This is a genomic window from Photobacterium swingsii (assembly GCF_024346715.1).
In the GTDB taxonomy this organism is placed as follows: Bacteria; Pseudomonadota; Gammaproteobacteria; order Enterobacterales; family Vibrionaceae; genus Photobacterium; species Photobacterium swingsii.
Genome location: NZ_AP024852.1, coordinates 2795765 through 2811910 on the forward strand (window position 1 = coordinate 2795765; position 16146 = coordinate 2811910).

Consider the following 16146-nt stretch of genomic DNA (forward strand, 5'->3'; position numbering starts at 1 on the left):
TGACTGACAAACATATCAATTATATAAAACTTGTCAGTGCTTAATTATGGTAGCTTTCACCCATCGCGTACTTAGCCTTTTTTATGTCTGATACTTGATTTAAAGCTAGACTCTCTTATTTACATATTTATTTCATTGCTCTAGTTACGTTAAGCCCTTGAAACAAGGGCTATTTATTAAAAGATAAAAATTAACAATAATAATATATTAAAATTAAAACTTTTTTATTGTATGAAAAAGGCTAGCAATTATTCTAAAATTAGCAGTCCAAAAACTACCAAATCTCGGCGATGAATCTTTTCTATCCCTGATTACAATTGGAACCTGACTTACTTTTCTGTTATTAATCAATGAGCACGTTAACAACTCAGTACCTATTGAATCATAAGTTTCAAATATACCAAAATGCCGATATAAAGATGTTTTATAGAGCTTCAAACCAGAAAGTGGATCAGTTATTTTAAATCTAAACTTAAAATATAATGAATATAGGCGTTCAGAAAACCTAGCACAAGTTGGCCTTTGACCAATAACTAAATCGCAATTACCGTCAACTGCTTTTTTGTAAATAGCTAAAATCGAACGGGGATCATGCTGACCATCAGCATCCATAGTCAAAAGATAAGTAACGTTGAGGTGCTCGGTAGCATAGTCAAGCCCCTTTTCAATTGCCTTCGCATAACCATGATTACTTTCTAAGTTCAACACTATCGCACCCGCATCTAAAGACAGTTTTGACGTAGCATCTTTTGAACAATCATTAACAACTATTACATTTACATCTTTACCAAGGACATCAAATATCTCTTTAACTACGTTGCTTATGGTACTTTCTTCGTTATATGCTGGAATTACAACAGCTAGTCTATCTGATTCCATTTAATATACTCACCTTTACTAACACTATCTTTAACTGTTCGTCCCAGAATCGCTTCTAAATGGTAAGGCTCAATACCATCCGCAGGACAAGGTCTCAAGCATTCAAGATGCTCCCTTGTAATTTGCTCACCGGCAATGATATCTGATTTGAATCGGATAGATCTACGTTGCACGATAACAGTATCCTTCTCGTTATCTTCAACTTTTTTAACTCCGTTACCTAAAGCAAAGTGCAACTCTTGAGAGCGCTCTACCATTTCTTTCCATGAATGAGGGTTCATCGCGAATTTGTGGTCAGGACCTTCGTGATTATTACTGTCCGTAAAGTGTTTCTCTATCACGTTTGCACCCAACGCTATTGCACCTAATACGGTAGAGTGACCGGGAGTATGGTCGCTTAACCCAAGAATGACATCCGGGTACATTGCTCGAAGTGTTTTCAATACATTAAGGTTTATATACTTAAAATTTTCTAATGAAGCAGTATAATTAGTATTACACTGCATCAATACTATATCACTGGTCTGTCTTAGTGCTGTATTAACAGCAAAGTCGACCTCATCCATCGTTGATGCGCCACAAGCCAACAATAGAGGTTTATTTTTACTTCCCATCTTATTAATAATTTCAGGCCAAGTAATATCACCAGAACCAACTTTATACGCAGGAACAAATGGGTCTACAAAATCAACCAGATCCAATGAGTAAGGACTCGTAAAAAATTCAACACCTGCATCTTTACAAGTATCAACTAATGTTTGAGTCCATTCCAGATTAATAGACGCATCTTTATACACATCAAAAACTGATTTCTTCCATTTATCTTGATGCGACTGCCCACCAGAGAGGTTTTCGAAACCATGTTTGCTAACAATGGTTTCCGCTTTAAAATGTTGAAACTTAGCTGCATGAGCTCCGGCTTCTGACGCTAGATAAATAAGTTCTTTAGCCTTTTCTAAGTTTCCATTATGATTTGCACCAATATCAGCTATAAAGTAAGGTGTACCTTCTTTAGATACTTCTGTGTTTCCAATATTTAATTTTCTAGAAAAATCATTAATTATAGTCATTTGCTACACTCTTAATCTCATCAATTAGTGATGGTAATATATATTCAAATTTTTTCTCAAATAGAGTTACGTCCATTCTCATATCTTTAGGACGTTTCACTTTAAAATTCATTGAATCAACACAAACCGATTTATATTTGATGTCGCGAAACCCACATCTATTTAAAAACTCCAGCAAAAAATCTTGCTTAGACATTCCGTCTTTAGAGCCTACATTGTATACTCCAGGATACTTCTTCCTTAAGCTCAACTCTATAATTTCACATAGTGTATTAATTGATAGCGGTGAAAAATAGACATCACTGAAAAGATTCAATTCTTTTCCATTGCGAGTTGACTCATAAATAGAATCACATAAGCCAGAGGAAACTAGACTAAAACTTCGACCGAAGAAATTTGTTCTTAATATTGTCGTCTGTTTAGACACGCAAGACAATTCAGCACTATATTTGGTTAAAGCATATGAGTTATATACTTTGACCATTCCCTCATTAGATTTAAATTCGTCATAAAAATGGTCAGTAGATATATGGATAACAAATACACTTTTATTCTCTTTGCAATGTTTTGCAATGTTTTCTGTGATTTTAGTATTTACTCGATATGCTTTTTCAATATTAGATTCACATCCATCTACATTCGTATATGCTGCTAAATTAATAATGAAGTCAGGAGCTATTTCATTCAATAGGCTTAAACAAGAATCTTGATAGCTCATATCCACTTTAAAATCAGACTCAGAGGATGAACTTGTTACAGTCTTAACATCATATTGGCTCGTCAAATAACTTGTCAAAGAAGACCCTAATAATCCACTGGAGCCCACAATTAATACTCGTTTCATTTATTTTCTCACTAAGAGTTGATATTTAAGTTCAGCGATACTCCAATCTTCCAATGTATCTATATCTTGGGCATGATTATCTTGCAGTACATAAGGAATGCAACGGCTAGTGATGAGGCGTTCCTCTTCTAAAACAGCGACAGTTCTACATATATAAAACTGCCCAGCATCATGGTAGTTAACTTCCAGATCTTGGCTTCTAGAATTATAATATTCTGGATGATTAGATACCAAATACTCAGAATCTATTGTCAGTGAGCGTTGTATAGGATGTGAGTATTGGAGAACTGAGGCGATACTCGTTGCACTTTCATTCTTGTTTAACTTGCTGTATGCGTCTACTAACACTTCCGGACTGACGAATACTGAAGTTGGATAAATGCAACATACATAATCAAACTGTTCCCCTACCTCCGCCAGCACCTCTTTGATTACATCGAATGTTGTCGCAAAATCATCAGAGTTTGTTTCGCTTCTCAAAAACGGAACCTCTGCACCTGCCGTAAGTGCTACGCTTTTGATTTCGTTACAATCTGTAGAAACAATTATTTTTTGGAATATTTCTGATTTAACCGCAGCTTCAATCGAATAAGTGATAATCTCTCGACCAAAAAATGATTTAATGTTTTTCTTTGGTATTCGCTTACTACCACCTCTAGCCGGAATAATTGCTAAAATTTTGTTTTTCATACAGACACCAAATCAAACAGAAAAGCTAGGATCAACATGCTCTTTAATCAACTCGCGTAAACCTTCTATTGTTTCCCATTCCGTATTTGTACCTGAATTATATTTAAATCCAAACGGTACTTTTTCTGCCTTATGGTGTTGAATATATTCAGCTTCTTCGTAAGTAAACGATACTGAGGGCAAAATCGCGTAATAACGACCAAGATCAATCGTATTAAGTGAATCTGTATCAGTAATCATCTCTTCATGCAGCTTCTCACCAGGGCGAATACCAACTACTTTAGTTTCAACTCCAGGGGCAACGGCTTCTGCAATATCTAGAATTTTGTATGATGGAATTTTGGGAATAAAAATTTCACCTCCAATATGATTTTCTAGGGCATACATCACCATATTGACACCATCCTGCAATGAAATATTAAAACGAGTCATCTCTTTATGTGTGATAGGTATTACCCCCTCTCTTTTCTTCTTCATGAAGAACGGAATAACAGAACCACGAGACCCCATTACGTTACCATAACGAACAACACTAAAACGAATGTCTTTTGACCCTTTAATATTATTCGCAGCCGCGAAAAGCTTATCTGATGCCAATTTAGTTGCACCATAAAGGTTGATAGGTGCGCATGCTTTATCTGTGGAGAGCGCAACCACATCATGAACACCGCATTGTAATGCAGCTTGAATCACGTTCTCAGCGCCATCAATGTTGGTACGAATACATTCCGTTGGGTTATATTCTGCGGTATCAACCTGCTTAATAGCCGCTGCATGAATAATAACATCTACACCTTCACAGGCTTGAATCATACGTTGTCGATCTCTAACATCCCCAATAAAGAAACGCAATTGAGGGAAGTCTTTTTTCGGATAGTTTTGTTGTATCTCAAACTGTTTTAACTCATCACGAGAGTATATAACGATCTTTTTGACATTTTCATAACGTTCAAGAATGGTTTTGATAAACTGTTTACCAAAAGAACCTGTACCGCCAGTAATTAGTACCACTTTTTCATTTAACATTGATTTACCCCTTATATAATTACCAAATACCTTTCGTATCTACTACAAAAGCATCGTTTAATTTAACTTTTCTGAACTGTTTGTGATCGACTAACATCACATGAATATCAGCTTTTATTAGTGACTCATCAATGCTCACTAATTCGATATTATCTAAACCAATGGCTTCAACATTGGGCTCAATCGCTAGCACTTTACCAACATGGTTATTTGCAATGCATTTAGTGATCTCTAATGCAGGGCTTTCACGCAAGTCATCAATATCCGGTTTAAACGCCAAGCCATAACAAGCAACCGTCACTTCACGGGCTGTTTTATCCGGGTTTGCTTGTAAGAACTCTGCGATAGCCAATTTAACTTTATTAATTACCCACTTTGGTTTTCCATCATTTACTTTACGTGAGGTGTGGATTATTTGTGCTTCTTCAGGTGTTTTAGAAACAATAAACCACGGGTCAACTGCAATACAATGGCCGCCAACACCAGGACCCGGTTGTAAGATATTTACACGCGGATGACGATTTGCTAGTTTAATCAATTCCCAGACATTAATGTCTAGCTTGTCACAGATGATTGATAGCTCGTTGGCAAAAGCAATTTGTACATCACGTGAACTGTTTTCGGTTAGCTTCGCCATCTCAGCCGTACGAGCATTGGTGACAACACACTCACCTAGAACAAAGGTTTTGTACAACTCTACAGAACGCTCTGAGCATTTTGTAGTTAAGCCACCAATTACACGATCATTTTCTACTAGTTCCCTAACAACATGGCCAGGTAGAACACGCTCAGGACAGTGCGCAATATTAACATCAGCTTCTTCACCACAGCTCTGTGGGAATGAAAGGTCTGGCCGAGACTTTTCCAACCATTCCGCCATTTGCTCAGTTGCACCAACAGGTGAAGTTGATTCTAGAATTACTAGGTCACCTTTTTTTAGTACTGGAGCAATTGCTTTACTAGCGGCTTCAATAAACCTCAAATCTGGCTCTGGAATTTCACCTTCAGCGCACTCTTTGAAAGGCGTAGGTACTGCTATTAGAAACGCATCGGCAGCTTCTGGTGTTGTAACTGCTTTTAGATAGCCCTCAGTAACTGCTGCTTTCACAATCATATCTAAATCTGGCTCAACGATATGAATCTCACCACGATTAATAGTATCTACAGCGTGTTGATTCACATCTACGCCGATGACTTTTTTCTTACGTGATGCAAACATCGCGGCTGTGGGTAAACCAATGTAGCCTAAGCCAATAACTGAAATTGTTTCGAAAGACATAATAATTTCCTAAAGTTTTATTTTGCTAATTCGTCTAAAATTCGTTGGCATGCTAAGCCATCACCGTAAGGGTTGTGTGCGAAGCTCATTGCTTTGTAAGCTTCTTCATCGCTCAACAACACCTCTAAGCCTGTGACAATCTTGTCAACATCAGTACCCACCAGTTTTACGGTACCTGCAGTAACGGCTTCTGGTCTTTCTGTAGTATCACGCATCACCAACACTGGCTTGCCTAGTGAAGGCGCCTCTTCTTGGATACCACCCGAGTCAGTAAGAATGATGTGCGCGCGACTCATAAGGTAGATAAAAGGCAAATACTGCTGAGGTTCAATGAGGTGAATATTATCAATTCCCGCTAAGATGCGATTCACAGGTTCTCGGACATTGGGATTAAGGTGCATTGGGTACAGTATTTGAACTTCTGGATGTGCTTTTGCGGTTATCGCTAACGCTTCACAAATACGCTCAAAACCACCACCAAAACTTTCCCGACGATGACCAGTAACCAAAATGAGTTTTTTGTTCTCGTCTAACAACGTAAATTGTGCAGCTAGCGTCGTATTTAAGTCGGTATCTGTATCAATTTTATCTTTAACCATTAGCAAGGCATCAATAACCGTGTTACCTGTGACACAGATGTCGTCTGGAGTGAAGTTCTCTTTTAAAAGGTTTTGTTTTGAGTTTTGTGTCGGAGCAAAATGGTACCTCGTTAACGCCCCAGTCAATCGACGGTTACCTTCCTCAGGCCAAGGCGAGTAAATATTACCAGTACGAAGTCCAGCTTCAACGTGACCAACTGCAATTTGCTCATAGTAAGCGGCTAGCGTCGTCGCAAAAGTCGTCGCTGTATCACCATGCACTAACACAACATCAGGCTTAAATTCTTCCAAAACAGCCTTTAACTCTAATAAAATACGGGCGGTTACTTCGTTAAGTGTTTGCCCCGCTTTCATTAAGTTCAAATCATAGTCAGGCGCGATTTCAAAAAGATCTAACACTTGATCAAGCATTTCACGATGCTGAGCCGTCACGCAGCACTTAGAGTCAAATCGGTCATCTGCTGCTAGCGCGTGTACGAGAGGCGCCATTTTAATGGCTTCTGGACGGGTGCCAAAAACCGTAAGAATTTTCTTCTTAGCCATTCGTAATCTCTTCTATGGTCATGAAATACATTCACGTACGTGAGGATGGAGGTAAGGGTTCTCAAAAGCTTCATGCGATCACACCTCAGTTTTTTCTGCTACACTGAGACATATTTATTTCATTCTGAGACAGCCCATTACGGGTTAGCCCTTGTAAAAATTGGGTTTTATTTAGTTTTGAGAAAGAGTCCCTATAAGTCGTTCGGTCGTCAAAAAGAGAGGTGCATGCAACACCTCTCTTTTATTTCGACCATATATTCACTTTATTTTTTTGACTCATAACTATAGTTATAATAACCATAATTACCGCCATAATAACTGCTTGCTTTACGCACAACGGCATTCAGGATAAAGCCTTTTACTTCGATTCCGTTCTGTTCAAAGCGTTGTTTGGTCACTGCAATTTCTTTCGCTGTATTCTGACCAAAGCGTCCAACTAATAGCGTTGTACCAGCGTGAGCACCAACAATAGCAGGATCGGTTACCGCTAGAATCGGCGGCGTATCGACGATAACAATGTCGTAATTTTCAGAAGCCCAATCCATTAGCTGTTTAAAACGCGGGTGCATTAAAAGCTCAGATGGATTTGGTGGTACATTACCACGGGTTATAAAATCTAAATTATCAACGCCTGGTTTTTTAATCAGGCTTTCAATACTTGTTTGACCTGAAAGGAAATCGGACAAACCGATTTTATTTTCTACTGCTAATTGCTGCTCCATTCGACCTTTACGCATATCAGCATCTATCACCAATACACGTTGACCCGCTTTGGCAACGACTGCTGCCATATTTGAGGAAACGAACGATTTACCAATACCAGGACTCGGGCCCGAGATCATCAAAATATTGTTTTTTGCTTCCATCATTGCAAAATGCAGACTGGTACGTAAGCTTCGCAGCGCTTCAATGGATAGGTCGGCAGGGTTAGAAACCGCAAGCAAGGTTTGCTCAACCGGCAATAGTGTTTTTTTGTTGCCTCGTTTCTTCTCGATCTCAGTTTGCCAGTCCGACATAGGCACACTTGCGTATACAGGCAATCCTAAGGCTTCGATATCATCTGGGTTTTCAACACCACGGTGGAAAGCGGCTTTAAGTAATACAATCGCAACAGAAAGCATACCGCCCAATAAAGTCGCTAGAACTACAATCAGAGGTTTCTTCGGTTTAACCGCTCGAGTGTAAGATTGAGCAACGTCTAAAATGCGTACATTGCCGACAGTGCTGGCTTTAACAATATTCAGCTCTTGCACTTTATTAAGCAGTTGAACGTAAATTTGTTGGTTAACTTCAACATCTCGCGTCATACGCAGTATTTCACGCTGTGTTTTAGGCAACTTTTGTACTTGTTTATTTAATCGCTCACGTTCGCCTAATAAGGTTTGACGCTTTTCAAGTAAGGCGCTGTAGGCTGGGTGTTCTTTAGTAAAACGTTGCGAAATTTCACTTTCTTTAAATGTCAGCTCGTTTAACTGCGCTTCTAGCTTTACCATTACCTCAAGTGTCGATTTTGCCTCTAAGCCAAGATCTATCGAGTCGTTAGCTTGACGGAAACGGTTAAGCTTATCTTCAGCAGTGATCAGCTCAGATTTAATATCAGGTAAATGTTTACGCAAGAACGCCAAGCTATTTTCAGCTTCTGCAGAGTTACGCTCTACGTTTTGTAGAAAATAGTTTTGGCTAATATCATTTAAAACACGTTCAATGTTAGCGCGATTTTCACCGGTTAACGAAAGCTGTAAAATACCCGTTTGTTTACCACGTTCACTAACGGCTAGATCTTGTTGCAGAGCTTGTATTGCATCTAAGCGTGAGCGCTTAGCAAGCGTAAACTCACTATCAACCTCACCCACTAGCGCAGTCACAAACAGACGGTATTCGCCATTTTGCGCTAATTCATTCACTTTACCTGTTAGCACTTCACGTTCGTTGCTATCAATCAGTGTAAATTTGCCAGCCTCTGAATCGGTAACGACTAGAGTAAAATTCGGCTCTGCTACGTATTTAGGAATTTCAAAACGAGCGATCGATATAGATGATTCATTCCCCGTAATTCGCGCTAAACCTTTGCCAATGAATGGAAAATAATTAGGCTTAGCAATTGTTGTTAGGTTGAGTTTATCAACTGTTTTACCTAATACCATCCGAGATTTAATGATCTCAATTTCTGTGGTCGCCGATGACTCTTGAGCAAATAGCTCACCCATGTCACCAAGCGCTGGCATTCCGCTGCTTTTGGTTTCGACTTGCAATAACGCATCAGCTTTATAAACAGGTGTTGCGAGTAAGGCATAGCATACCCCAACAACACTGAAAATAATGGTGATTGCAATAATCATCCAGCGGCTATCAACTAAAATACCAAACAATTTCCCTAAATCAATTTCATCAGACTCAGATTGTTTCGGCGGCAAGTTTTGAGAAATGCTCATTGTTAATTCCAATAATGAGTATTGTTGTGTAAACACAGCTAAGCTGCATTTTCGTATTTTTTAATTGCAAACTTTCTTGCAATTTTTTTGCAATAACTAGGCTCGTTTATTGACTAAACAAGACGCTATTTATAACTTTTTCGCCCATGCTTGTGCGGCATCATCAATTAATGCGTAAGCATGATCAAAAGCCTCGCGGCTTTGGCGGTATGGATCAGGAATATCTTGTTGCCCTATCCATTGGCCGAACAGCATGGTTTTGCCGCGTGCTTCAGGGGCAATATTCGCAACAGCGTCGATATGGCCTTTTTCCATCACTAAAATCAGATCATAGTCACGGCACAAATTACTAGTCACTTGCTGTGCGACATGCCCATCTAAGCTGATACCGTGTTCTTGTGCAACTTGTGCTGCCATTTTATCGGCAGGCTTACCAACTAGGGCACCAACCCCAGCGGAAGCAATCTCTTTTGTTGGCAACAATTTTTTGAGCATGTACTCGCCAGAGGGTGAGCGACAAATATTACCTACACACACCACCAAAATTTTATTAAACATTACCAAACCCTCACTCGGTTAACACCTTCGGTTAGGTTATTAAACCCTGAAATTGTCGGTAGTAGCTGTTTTACTACACGGTTCCAGCGCGAGATTGGCGCCGCTGTCACATACACAATATCGTAAGGCTGTAGTTCAAATTCAGTACCTATCACCAATGCTGAAGCATCTTTAATATTTAGTTGATAAATATTGGCTACTGTACCCTGATTACTCGTTTGTTGTTCTTGGTTTATAGGCTGTTCGCCTTGATTAACCGCTTGCTGATTTAGCGTGCTACGAATAACGAAAATACCTGTCGCATCGGCTTCAAGTTCGTTAATGCCACCTACACCACTTAATGCTTCCGTTAAGCTCATGCCTGCACGATCGATTTTAAGCAATTTAGGCTCTTTTACTTCGCCCATGACAAAGACTTTTTGTGCATCGTTACGCGGCACATGCACAATATCGCCAGGTTCAAGCAGGCGATTTTGCATTAAATCACCACGTTGCATCAGCGCATGTAATGACAGGCTTTGTTCAACACCATTACGCGTTAAGGTCACATTGCGCCAATCCGCATCGGTATTTAAGCCACCCGCACGGTTAACAGCATCAAGCAGAGTTAATGGCACGTTAGTAATGGCTTGTTGGCCTGGTTTATTGACTTCGCCTGTAATGTAGGTTTTTTGAGAGCGAAACGCGGCAACGTTCACATCGACTTGCGGCGCTTCAATAAACTTGGCTAATCGGCGTGCCATTTCATCACGAATTTGGGTAACGGTTTTGCCTTCGACTTTCACTAAGCCGATATATGGGTAAAAGATAGTGCCATCAGCATGAACCCAGTTACCTGATTCGCTTGAACTACGGTAGGAGCCCGCAGGTATGGTTAGTTCAGGGTGGTCCCAAATAGTGACATTAAGGATATCCCCTGGGCCAACGCGGTATTGGTATCGAATTAGTTGGGCATCTAAGCTAGGGTTCGTTCTAGACTGGGTTTTAGGTGCTTTAAGTTGACCAACTAACTGCGTGGTTAAAGGGTAAACATTGACGCGATCATCAATGCTATTTTCGGTGCTTGTATCCGTCTGCTCTGGCTCAATAATATTTTTATTATCAAGTTCTAGATGTGAACCAGGCACAGCGCAGCCTACCAGCAAGGAGGATGTCATTGCAGTAATAAGTAATTTTTTCTTAAAATCCATGAGATTATATCGTTATAGTAAAGATGATGAAGGGATTAGCAGGGGGTTTTAGTTACTCTTTACACTGAGGCTTATACACCAGCCCCCACAATTTAAGTACGCTACCGCCCTTGGGATGTCAGCCCCCAATCTGCTATCGAAAATGAATCTGCATATTTTATGTCTTCACTTGATCTTCACTTAAAGAACAGTACTAGACCTTAACCTGTCAATTTGACGTGCTACAGAAAAGGCTTTTAAAAAATTTAGCCCTCTTATCTAAACTCGTTTGTTACACATATCTTTCGATACAACAAATTAACGGCTGTATTTTACGTAATTTAATTACCAAAATAAAGGACTATCAAAACCACTTTTTAGAGCTCGGTCTCAAAACACCCTCTCTATTTTCAGTCTTTATGTCTTTATCTTGACAGCTGAATATCCAATTTAAAAATAACACCTTGCTTTTATTATTATTTTAAAACAAACACGGCGAAATAAATGTTTTGAATTGAGTTAATGATTCACAAGAGGAATGAGAGACGTGATTGCTTAACACGGCATAACCGCATATTATTGTGGGTAGAAGGCTTCCTTCTTTTTATGTTTATTTATAACGTTTTTAGAACAACAAGGACAACTTATGAAAAAGACAGCATTGGTGGTATTAGCGGCACTTGCTATGTCTGGTTCAGCACTTGCAGCAACTGAGACAGCAGGTACTGCAGGCGCGACAACTGGTACAACAGGCACAACTGCAGCGACAACTACAACAGCCGCAACAGGCACTGCAGCTGGTACAGCTGGCGCGGCTACAGCAGCCGTTGGTGGTGTTACTGCTACAACTATCGCTGTTGGCGTAGCAGCAGCTGTTGCTGTTGTTGCCGTAGCAGATTCAGGTAGCAACAACTCTACAACGTCAGTATCTGCTCCTGCAGCATAAGCTTAGTTGCTTAGTTGCTTAGTTGCTTAGTTGCTTAATCTCGAGGTTAAAAGACGAACTGACTAATTAACTATTCAAGAAGCGATAAATATAATGAACCACACCTCTAACTATCGATAAAATCTACATAGTATAGGGTGTGGTTATTTTCTTACCCTTTTTAAAATTTAAGTTGCGCTAGGATGCGAAGATCTCACTTCACAATCCCATTTGGTGGGATTTTTTTATGCCTAACACTACTCACTGGCTGTAGTCAAAAGTTCCAAGATGTCAACGACACCGCTAAGTTAGCCTTGTTTGGTGACGATGACACACAGCTTACAGCCCAAGCGATTAACCAGCTACCTTATGCCAGCATGTATGCACGTATCGGTGACGGCCCTCAGGCTTTCATGGTATTAGCCTTTGCTGAGCAAGATATTATACTAAGTGCGCAAGACTCGACTAATGACCGTACTGCGCCACAACTAAAATGGCTCTCAGCCGATCGCGGCTTAATTGTGACTCAAGCAGGCCGTATTACCAAAACAGCCTCTCTCACCCAAGGGAACTTAGTGGCAACCACCAGTACGACTATCGACCCTTTAGCATTAGGGTTACACCAAGCTTTAACGCCTAAAACTTGGACTCGCACCCTTGATTGGCAGCCAGGTTACCATTTTGGCTATACCGTTAACTCCACATTCTCAAACGGTTCTGAGCAAGTTATCGTCATTAACGACCAACCCGTTAAAAGCTTGTACTTTACGGAAGAGGTTAACGTACCAAGCTTAGGAAAGAGCTACCAAAATGAATTTTGGTTAAACCCAAAAAATGGGACTGTTATAAAAAGCCGCCAACAGCTTGCCCCTGGCTTGCCTGTGGTCGAATTTTCAATCTTGAAACCATTTTCTTAAGGGTAATATCATGAAATCGTTACTTACCCCTTTGCTGATCATCGCTTTTTCTTTGCTGGCAACTTCAGCCACTTATGCAGAGACAGCAAATACAACAGTACAAATACATACAGGGCAAGTTCAAAGTAAGCGCAAACAAATCACGCTTAACTATGCGAGTGCAGTACGTACCGAGCAAGTATTAAAAGACGCTCAATTACAAATCGCGAAACACGCATTACTAACGACGCCAGTATATTGGTTACAAGCAGCCATTTTCACTCCCCCTTTAGAGCAAGAAAAATCGGCTTTATTAGCTTTAATTGCAGGAAAACAAAGTGAGTTTGACCAAGGTGATGAGCGCTACGCAGCACTAGCAAGACTGCATCAGTTTATTGCTAGCAGTCACTTTGCAAAGCGTGCACCGCTTGAGTTGGACTACGACCAAGCCCGCATCACAAGCAATGCTAATCCGTTATTATCAGGTGAATTAACACTGCAATTGCCTGCTCGCTCGCAACAAGTCTGGGTGTTAGGCGCGGTAACTGAAGCAGGTGCTGTAAAGTGGCAACAACGCCAATCGACAGCCGAATACCTAAATCAAGCGGAAACTATTTCTGCTGCTGAGAATGATACTGCGGTTGTGATCCAACCAGATGGCAAAGTGGAAACGCACCCTATCGCTTATTGGAACGACCGTCACCACGATGTCGCCCCAGGTGCGATTATTTACCTACCGTTTACTGGCGGCTGGCTGGCGCCATTGGATAATTTGGGTTTTGATGCTTCAGGGTTTAACGAGATAAACCAAGCGGTTGTTTCCCTACTACGGGAGCGAGTATTGTAATGAAAAAAACAAACACTTTTGCGCTTTCGGCATTAGCGCTCGCATTAACGCCTATTTGTCATGTTCAAGCTGATGAGTTTGACTCCCCTACATTTACACCGTCACAATCTGATTTTGGTGGCGTAGGTTTGATGCAAATGCCAACAGGGCGCGTTGCCAAAGAAGGTGAATTTACCTTAGGCGCGACTTTTAACAAAGAGTACCATCACTACACAGTTTCGCTACAGTTATTGCCTTGGATGGAAACCACCATCCGCTATACCAATGTCCAAGATATTCTTTATAACCCAGATCCTGACTTTAGCGGTGATAACAAATTAACCGATAAAGGTATAGATGTTAAGTTCCGTTTGCTCGAAGAAAGTTACTGGCTGCCAGAGACCTCTATCGGTTTGCGTGATATTGGTGGTACTGGCCTGTTTGATGGTGAATTTATTGCTGCTAGCAAGCACTTTGGCCCACTTGATTTTACCTTAGGGGTGGGTTGGGGCTATATCGGTAACAGTGCTAATTTAAGTGGCGATAAATCAGCAGGGCGAGATTGTGGCCGTGATACATCCTTTAAAGGCAAAGGTGGCCAGGTTGATTACAAACGCTGGTTCACTGGCTGCGCAGCTGTATTTGGTGGTGTCGAATATCAAACACCTTGGGCACCGCTGCGCTTAAAAGCCGAATGGGATGGTAACGACTATAAGAGCGATTTCCCCGTCACTCGTGGTCCTATCGATATGCCGCAAGATAGCCAAATTAACTATGGTGCTCTATACCGTTTAGGTGACTGGGGCGACATGCGTTTAAGTTATGAACGCGGTAATACTTGGACCTTTGGGGTAAACCTAAATACCAACTTTAATGACTTAACCACAACCTGGCACGATGAGCCCAAAGTAGCTTATACACCGACATCACAACAAGCTGATATCAACACAACAGATTGGCAGCGGGTGAAAGAACAACTTGCGACTAATGCTGGTTACGATGATGCTGCTATTTACATCAATGAAAAAGACACACTAACCGGCGATAAATCATCGATCACCGTCGTTGGCAACCAAACCAAATACCGTGACCGCAATGAAGCCCACGAGCGTGCCGCTTTGGTGTTGGCAAATACTGGGGTTAACGTTGATGAGTACCGCTTGGTTGAAACCAATAATAACCAGCCAACAACCGAAACCCGTATTGATGCAGAGCACTTTGCTAAAGTGGCTAATCATGAATACATTGACGCCAAAGTAAAAGACACAAGTTCAACCACAACAGCTATGTCAGTTCATGGTCAACAAGTCGCTAATGCAGACAATGACTTTGATTGGGGAATCGCCCCTACACTACAACAATCATTTGGTAGCCCAGAAGCTTTCTATCTATTCAATATTGGTATTAATGCTAATGCGTCTTACTGGCTAGGTAATCATGTTGAAGCCAGTGGTTCGGTGTATTTCAACATCTACGATAACTATGACCAATTCAAGTACCAAGGTCCACCACCAGATGGTACTGATTTGAAACGTGTTCGTACCTTAGTTCGTAGCTATATCAGCGATAACCCGGTTCGCTTGGATAACTTACAACTTACTTGGATGGATCACTTTGGTGATAACTTCTACAGTCAAGCCTATGGCGGTTATCTTGAAATGATGTTTGGCGGTATTGGTGGTGAAGTCTTATATCGCCCAATGAACAGCAACTGGGCAGTAGGCTTCGATGTTAACTATGTGAAACAGCGTGACCCTAATTCACAGTTTGGTTTCTTTACTGATGAAGTTCAAATCGACCCAAGCACCAACCGTACTTATCGTGTACAAACGGGAACGGTTACTGGCCATGCTAGTGTGTATTACACACCGCAATGGAGCCTCTTACCTAATACCTTATTGAAAATGAGTGCTGGCCAGTACTTAACCGAAGATAAAGGGATGACGGTGGATTTCTCGAAGCAGTTTGATAGCGGCGTGATTGCTGGCGCATTTGCATCTTTCACGAATCTATCAGCAGAAGAATTCGGTGAAGGTAGCTTTACTAAAGGCTTTTATGTGTCGATTCCGTTTGATTTGATGACGGTGAAACCAAGCACCAACCGTGCGACAGTATCTTGGGTACCGCTGACTCGCGATGGTGGCCAAATGCTAAATCGTAAGTACAGTTTGTACGAAATGACAGATGCACGATCACCTTGGTATAGCCGAGCAGCGAAGTAAGGTAAGTTAAAAAAGCATTTAGCAGTTATTATCTATAATCAACCTACCATGCTGTATTTGTGATTTATAAATGTTTTTTAGCATATACTCATGACAAGGGGGGGCGATTTTAGTTAGAATCGTCCCCTATTTTTAGCTAAGTGGCTATAATTAATCTAAGGTTTTGATTTATATACTTAGCTTGTTTA

General features: G+C 40.7%; 14 protein-coding genes. 4 read left to right on the plus strand and 10 right to left on the minus strand.

Features of this window, described 5'->3' with window-relative positions; translation table 11 throughout:
* Positions 1-213: 213 nt before the first annotated feature.
* The 10 genes from OCU77_RS12645 to OCU77_RS12690 all read right to left on the minus strand — a co-directional run bounded on the left by OCU77_RS12645 (position 214) and on the right by OCU77_RS12690 (position 11110).
* Entirely contained in the window at positions 214-879 is a 666-nt protein-coding gene (locus tag OCU77_RS12645; protein WP_107302917.1) for a glycosyltransferase family 2 protein, read from the minus strand.
* Positions 861-1949, minus strand: a complete 1089-nt coding sequence (locus OCU77_RS12650; protein ID WP_048900959.1) for an N-acetylneuraminate synthase family protein — start codon at positions 1947-1949, stop codon at positions 861-863. Before OCU77_RS12650 ends, OCU77_RS12645 begins: the two co-directional genes overlap by 19 nt.
* Positions 1936-2793 (minus strand): sugar nucleotide-binding protein, encoded by an 858-nt coding sequence (locus tag OCU77_RS12655; RefSeq protein WP_048900958.1) that lies wholly within the window; start codon positions 2791-2793, stop codon positions 1936-1938. Before OCU77_RS12655 ends, OCU77_RS12650 begins: the two co-directional genes overlap by 14 nt.
* Positions 2794-3483, minus strand: coding sequence for a pseudaminic acid cytidylyltransferase (gene pseF / locus OCU77_RS12660; protein ID WP_048900957.1), 690 nt, complete (start codon positions 3481-3483; stop codon positions 2794-2796).
* A gap of 12 nt (positions 3484-3495) precedes the next feature.
* Complete coding sequence (gene pseB / locus OCU77_RS12665) at positions 3496-4509, minus strand: UDP-N-acetylglucosamine 4,6-dehydratase (inverting) (protein WP_048900956.1); 1014 nt, start codon at positions 4507-4509, stop codon at positions 3496-3498.
* 19 nt (positions 4510-4528) lie between these two features.
* Positions 4529-5788 carry a UDP-N-acetyl-D-mannosamine dehydrogenase gene (wecC, locus tag OCU77_RS12670; protein WP_048900955.1) on the minus strand — a complete coding sequence of 420 codons (1260 nt, stop codon included), beginning with the start codon at positions 5786-5788 and terminating at the stop codon, positions 4529-4531.
* A gap of 17 nt (positions 5789-5805) precedes the next feature.
* Complete coding sequence (wecB, locus tag OCU77_RS12675) at positions 5806-6930, minus strand: non-hydrolyzing UDP-N-acetylglucosamine 2-epimerase (RefSeq protein ID WP_048900954.1); 1125 nt, start codon at positions 6928-6930, stop codon at positions 5806-5808.
* A 263-nt stretch (positions 6931-7193) separates the two neighbouring features.
* Positions 7194-9362 carry a polysaccharide biosynthesis tyrosine autokinase gene (locus OCU77_RS12680; RefSeq protein WP_048900953.1) on the minus strand — a complete coding sequence of 723 codons (2169 nt, stop codon included), beginning with the start codon at positions 9360-9362 and terminating at the stop codon, positions 7194-7196.
* A gap of 129 nt (positions 9363-9491) precedes the next feature.
* The gene (locus OCU77_RS12685) at positions 9492-9920 is read right to left on the minus strand and encodes an arsenate reductase/protein-tyrosine-phosphatase family protein (RefSeq protein ID WP_048900952.1); all 429 of its coding nucleotides are present in this window, start codon (positions 9918-9920) and stop codon (positions 9492-9494) included.
* Positions 9920-11110 (minus strand): polysaccharide export protein, encoded by a 1191-nt coding sequence (locus OCU77_RS12690; RefSeq protein WP_107302918.1) that lies wholly within the window; start codon positions 11108-11110, stop codon positions 9920-9922. The genes OCU77_RS12685 and OCU77_RS12690 overlap by 1 nt, the downstream gene beginning before the upstream one ends.
* Positions 11111-11735: 625 nt before the next feature.
* Here OCU77_RS12690 and OCU77_RS12695 point away from each other — a divergent pair.
* From OCU77_RS12695 to OCU77_RS12710, 4 genes are all read left to right on the plus strand, one after another.
* On the plus strand, positions 11736-12035 hold the full coding sequence (locus tag OCU77_RS12695; RefSeq protein ID WP_048900951.1) for a hypothetical protein: 300 nt from the start codon (positions 11736-11738) through the stop codon (positions 12033-12035).
* A gap of 182 nt (positions 12036-12217) precedes the next feature.
* Positions 12218-12931: a YjbF family lipoprotein gene (locus OCU77_RS12700; protein WP_048900950.1), complete on the plus strand. Its 714-nt coding sequence runs from the start codon at positions 12218-12220 to the stop codon at positions 12929-12931.
* Positions 12932-12941: 10 nt separating this feature from the next.
* Positions 12942-13757 carry a capsule biosynthesis GfcC family protein gene (locus OCU77_RS12705; protein ID WP_048900949.1) on the plus strand — a complete coding sequence of 272 codons (816 nt, stop codon included), beginning with the start codon at positions 12942-12944 and terminating at the stop codon, positions 13755-13757.
* Positions 13757-15958, plus strand: a complete 2202-nt coding sequence (locus tag OCU77_RS12710) for a YjbH domain-containing protein (RefSeq protein ID WP_048900948.1) — start codon at positions 13757-13759, stop codon at positions 15956-15958. Before OCU77_RS12705 ends, OCU77_RS12710 begins: the two co-directional genes overlap by 1 nt.
* The last annotated feature ends 188 nt before the right edge of the window (positions 15959-16146 follow it).

Bases quoted from the DNA above. Each gene is read 5' to 3' on its own strand.
- pseF (WP_048900957.1), bottom strand. From the start codon at position 3,483: ATGAAAAACAAAATTTTAGCAATTATTCCGGCTAGAGGTGGTAGTAAG.
- OCU77_RS12650 (WP_048900959.1), bottom strand. From the start codon at position 1,949: ATGACTATAATTAATGATTTTTCTAGAAAATTAAATATTGGAAACACA.
- OCU77_RS12685 (WP_048900952.1), bottom strand. From the start codon at position 9,920: ATGTTTAATAAAATTTTGGTGGTGTGTGTAGGTAATATTTGTCGCTCA.
- OCU77_RS12700 (WP_048900950.1), top strand. From the start codon at position 12,218: ATGCGAAGATCTCACTTCACAATCCCATTTGGTGGGATTTTTTTATGC.
- OCU77_RS12690 (WP_107302918.1), bottom strand. From the start codon at position 11,110: ATGGATTTTAAGAAAAAATTACTTATTACTGCAATGACATCCTCCTTG.
- wecB (WP_048900954.1), bottom strand. From the start codon at position 6,930: ATGGCTAAGAAGAAAATTCTTACGGTTTTTGGCACCCGTCCAGAAGCC.
- OCU77_RS12680 (WP_048900953.1), bottom strand. From the start codon at position 9,362: ATGAGCATTTCTCAAAACTTGCCGCCGAAACAATCTGAGTCTGATGAA.
- wecC (WP_048900955.1), bottom strand. From the start codon at position 5,788: ATGTCTTTCGAAACAATTTCAGTTATTGGCTTAGGCTACATTGGTTTA.
- OCU77_RS12705 (WP_048900949.1), top strand. From the start codon at position 12,942: ATGAAATCGTTACTTACCCCTTTGCTGATCATCGCTTTTTCTTTGCTG.
- OCU77_RS12655 (WP_048900958.1), bottom strand. From the start codon at position 2,793: ATGAAACGAGTATTAATTGTGGGCTCCAGTGGATTATTAGGGTCTTCT.
- pseB (WP_048900956.1), bottom strand. From the start codon at position 4,509: ATGTTAAATGAAAAAGTGGTACTAATTACTGGCGGTACAGGTTCTTTT.
- OCU77_RS12695 (WP_048900951.1), top strand. From the start codon at position 11,736: ATGAAAAAGACAGCATTGGTGGTATTAGCGGCACTTGCTATGTCTGGT.
- OCU77_RS12645 (WP_107302917.1), bottom strand. From the start codon at position 879: ATGGAATCAGATAGACTAGCTGTTGTAATTCCAGCATATAACGAAGAA.
- OCU77_RS12710 (WP_048900948.1), top strand. From the start codon at position 13,757: ATGAAAAAAACAAACACTTTTGCGCTTTCGGCATTAGCGCTCGCATTA.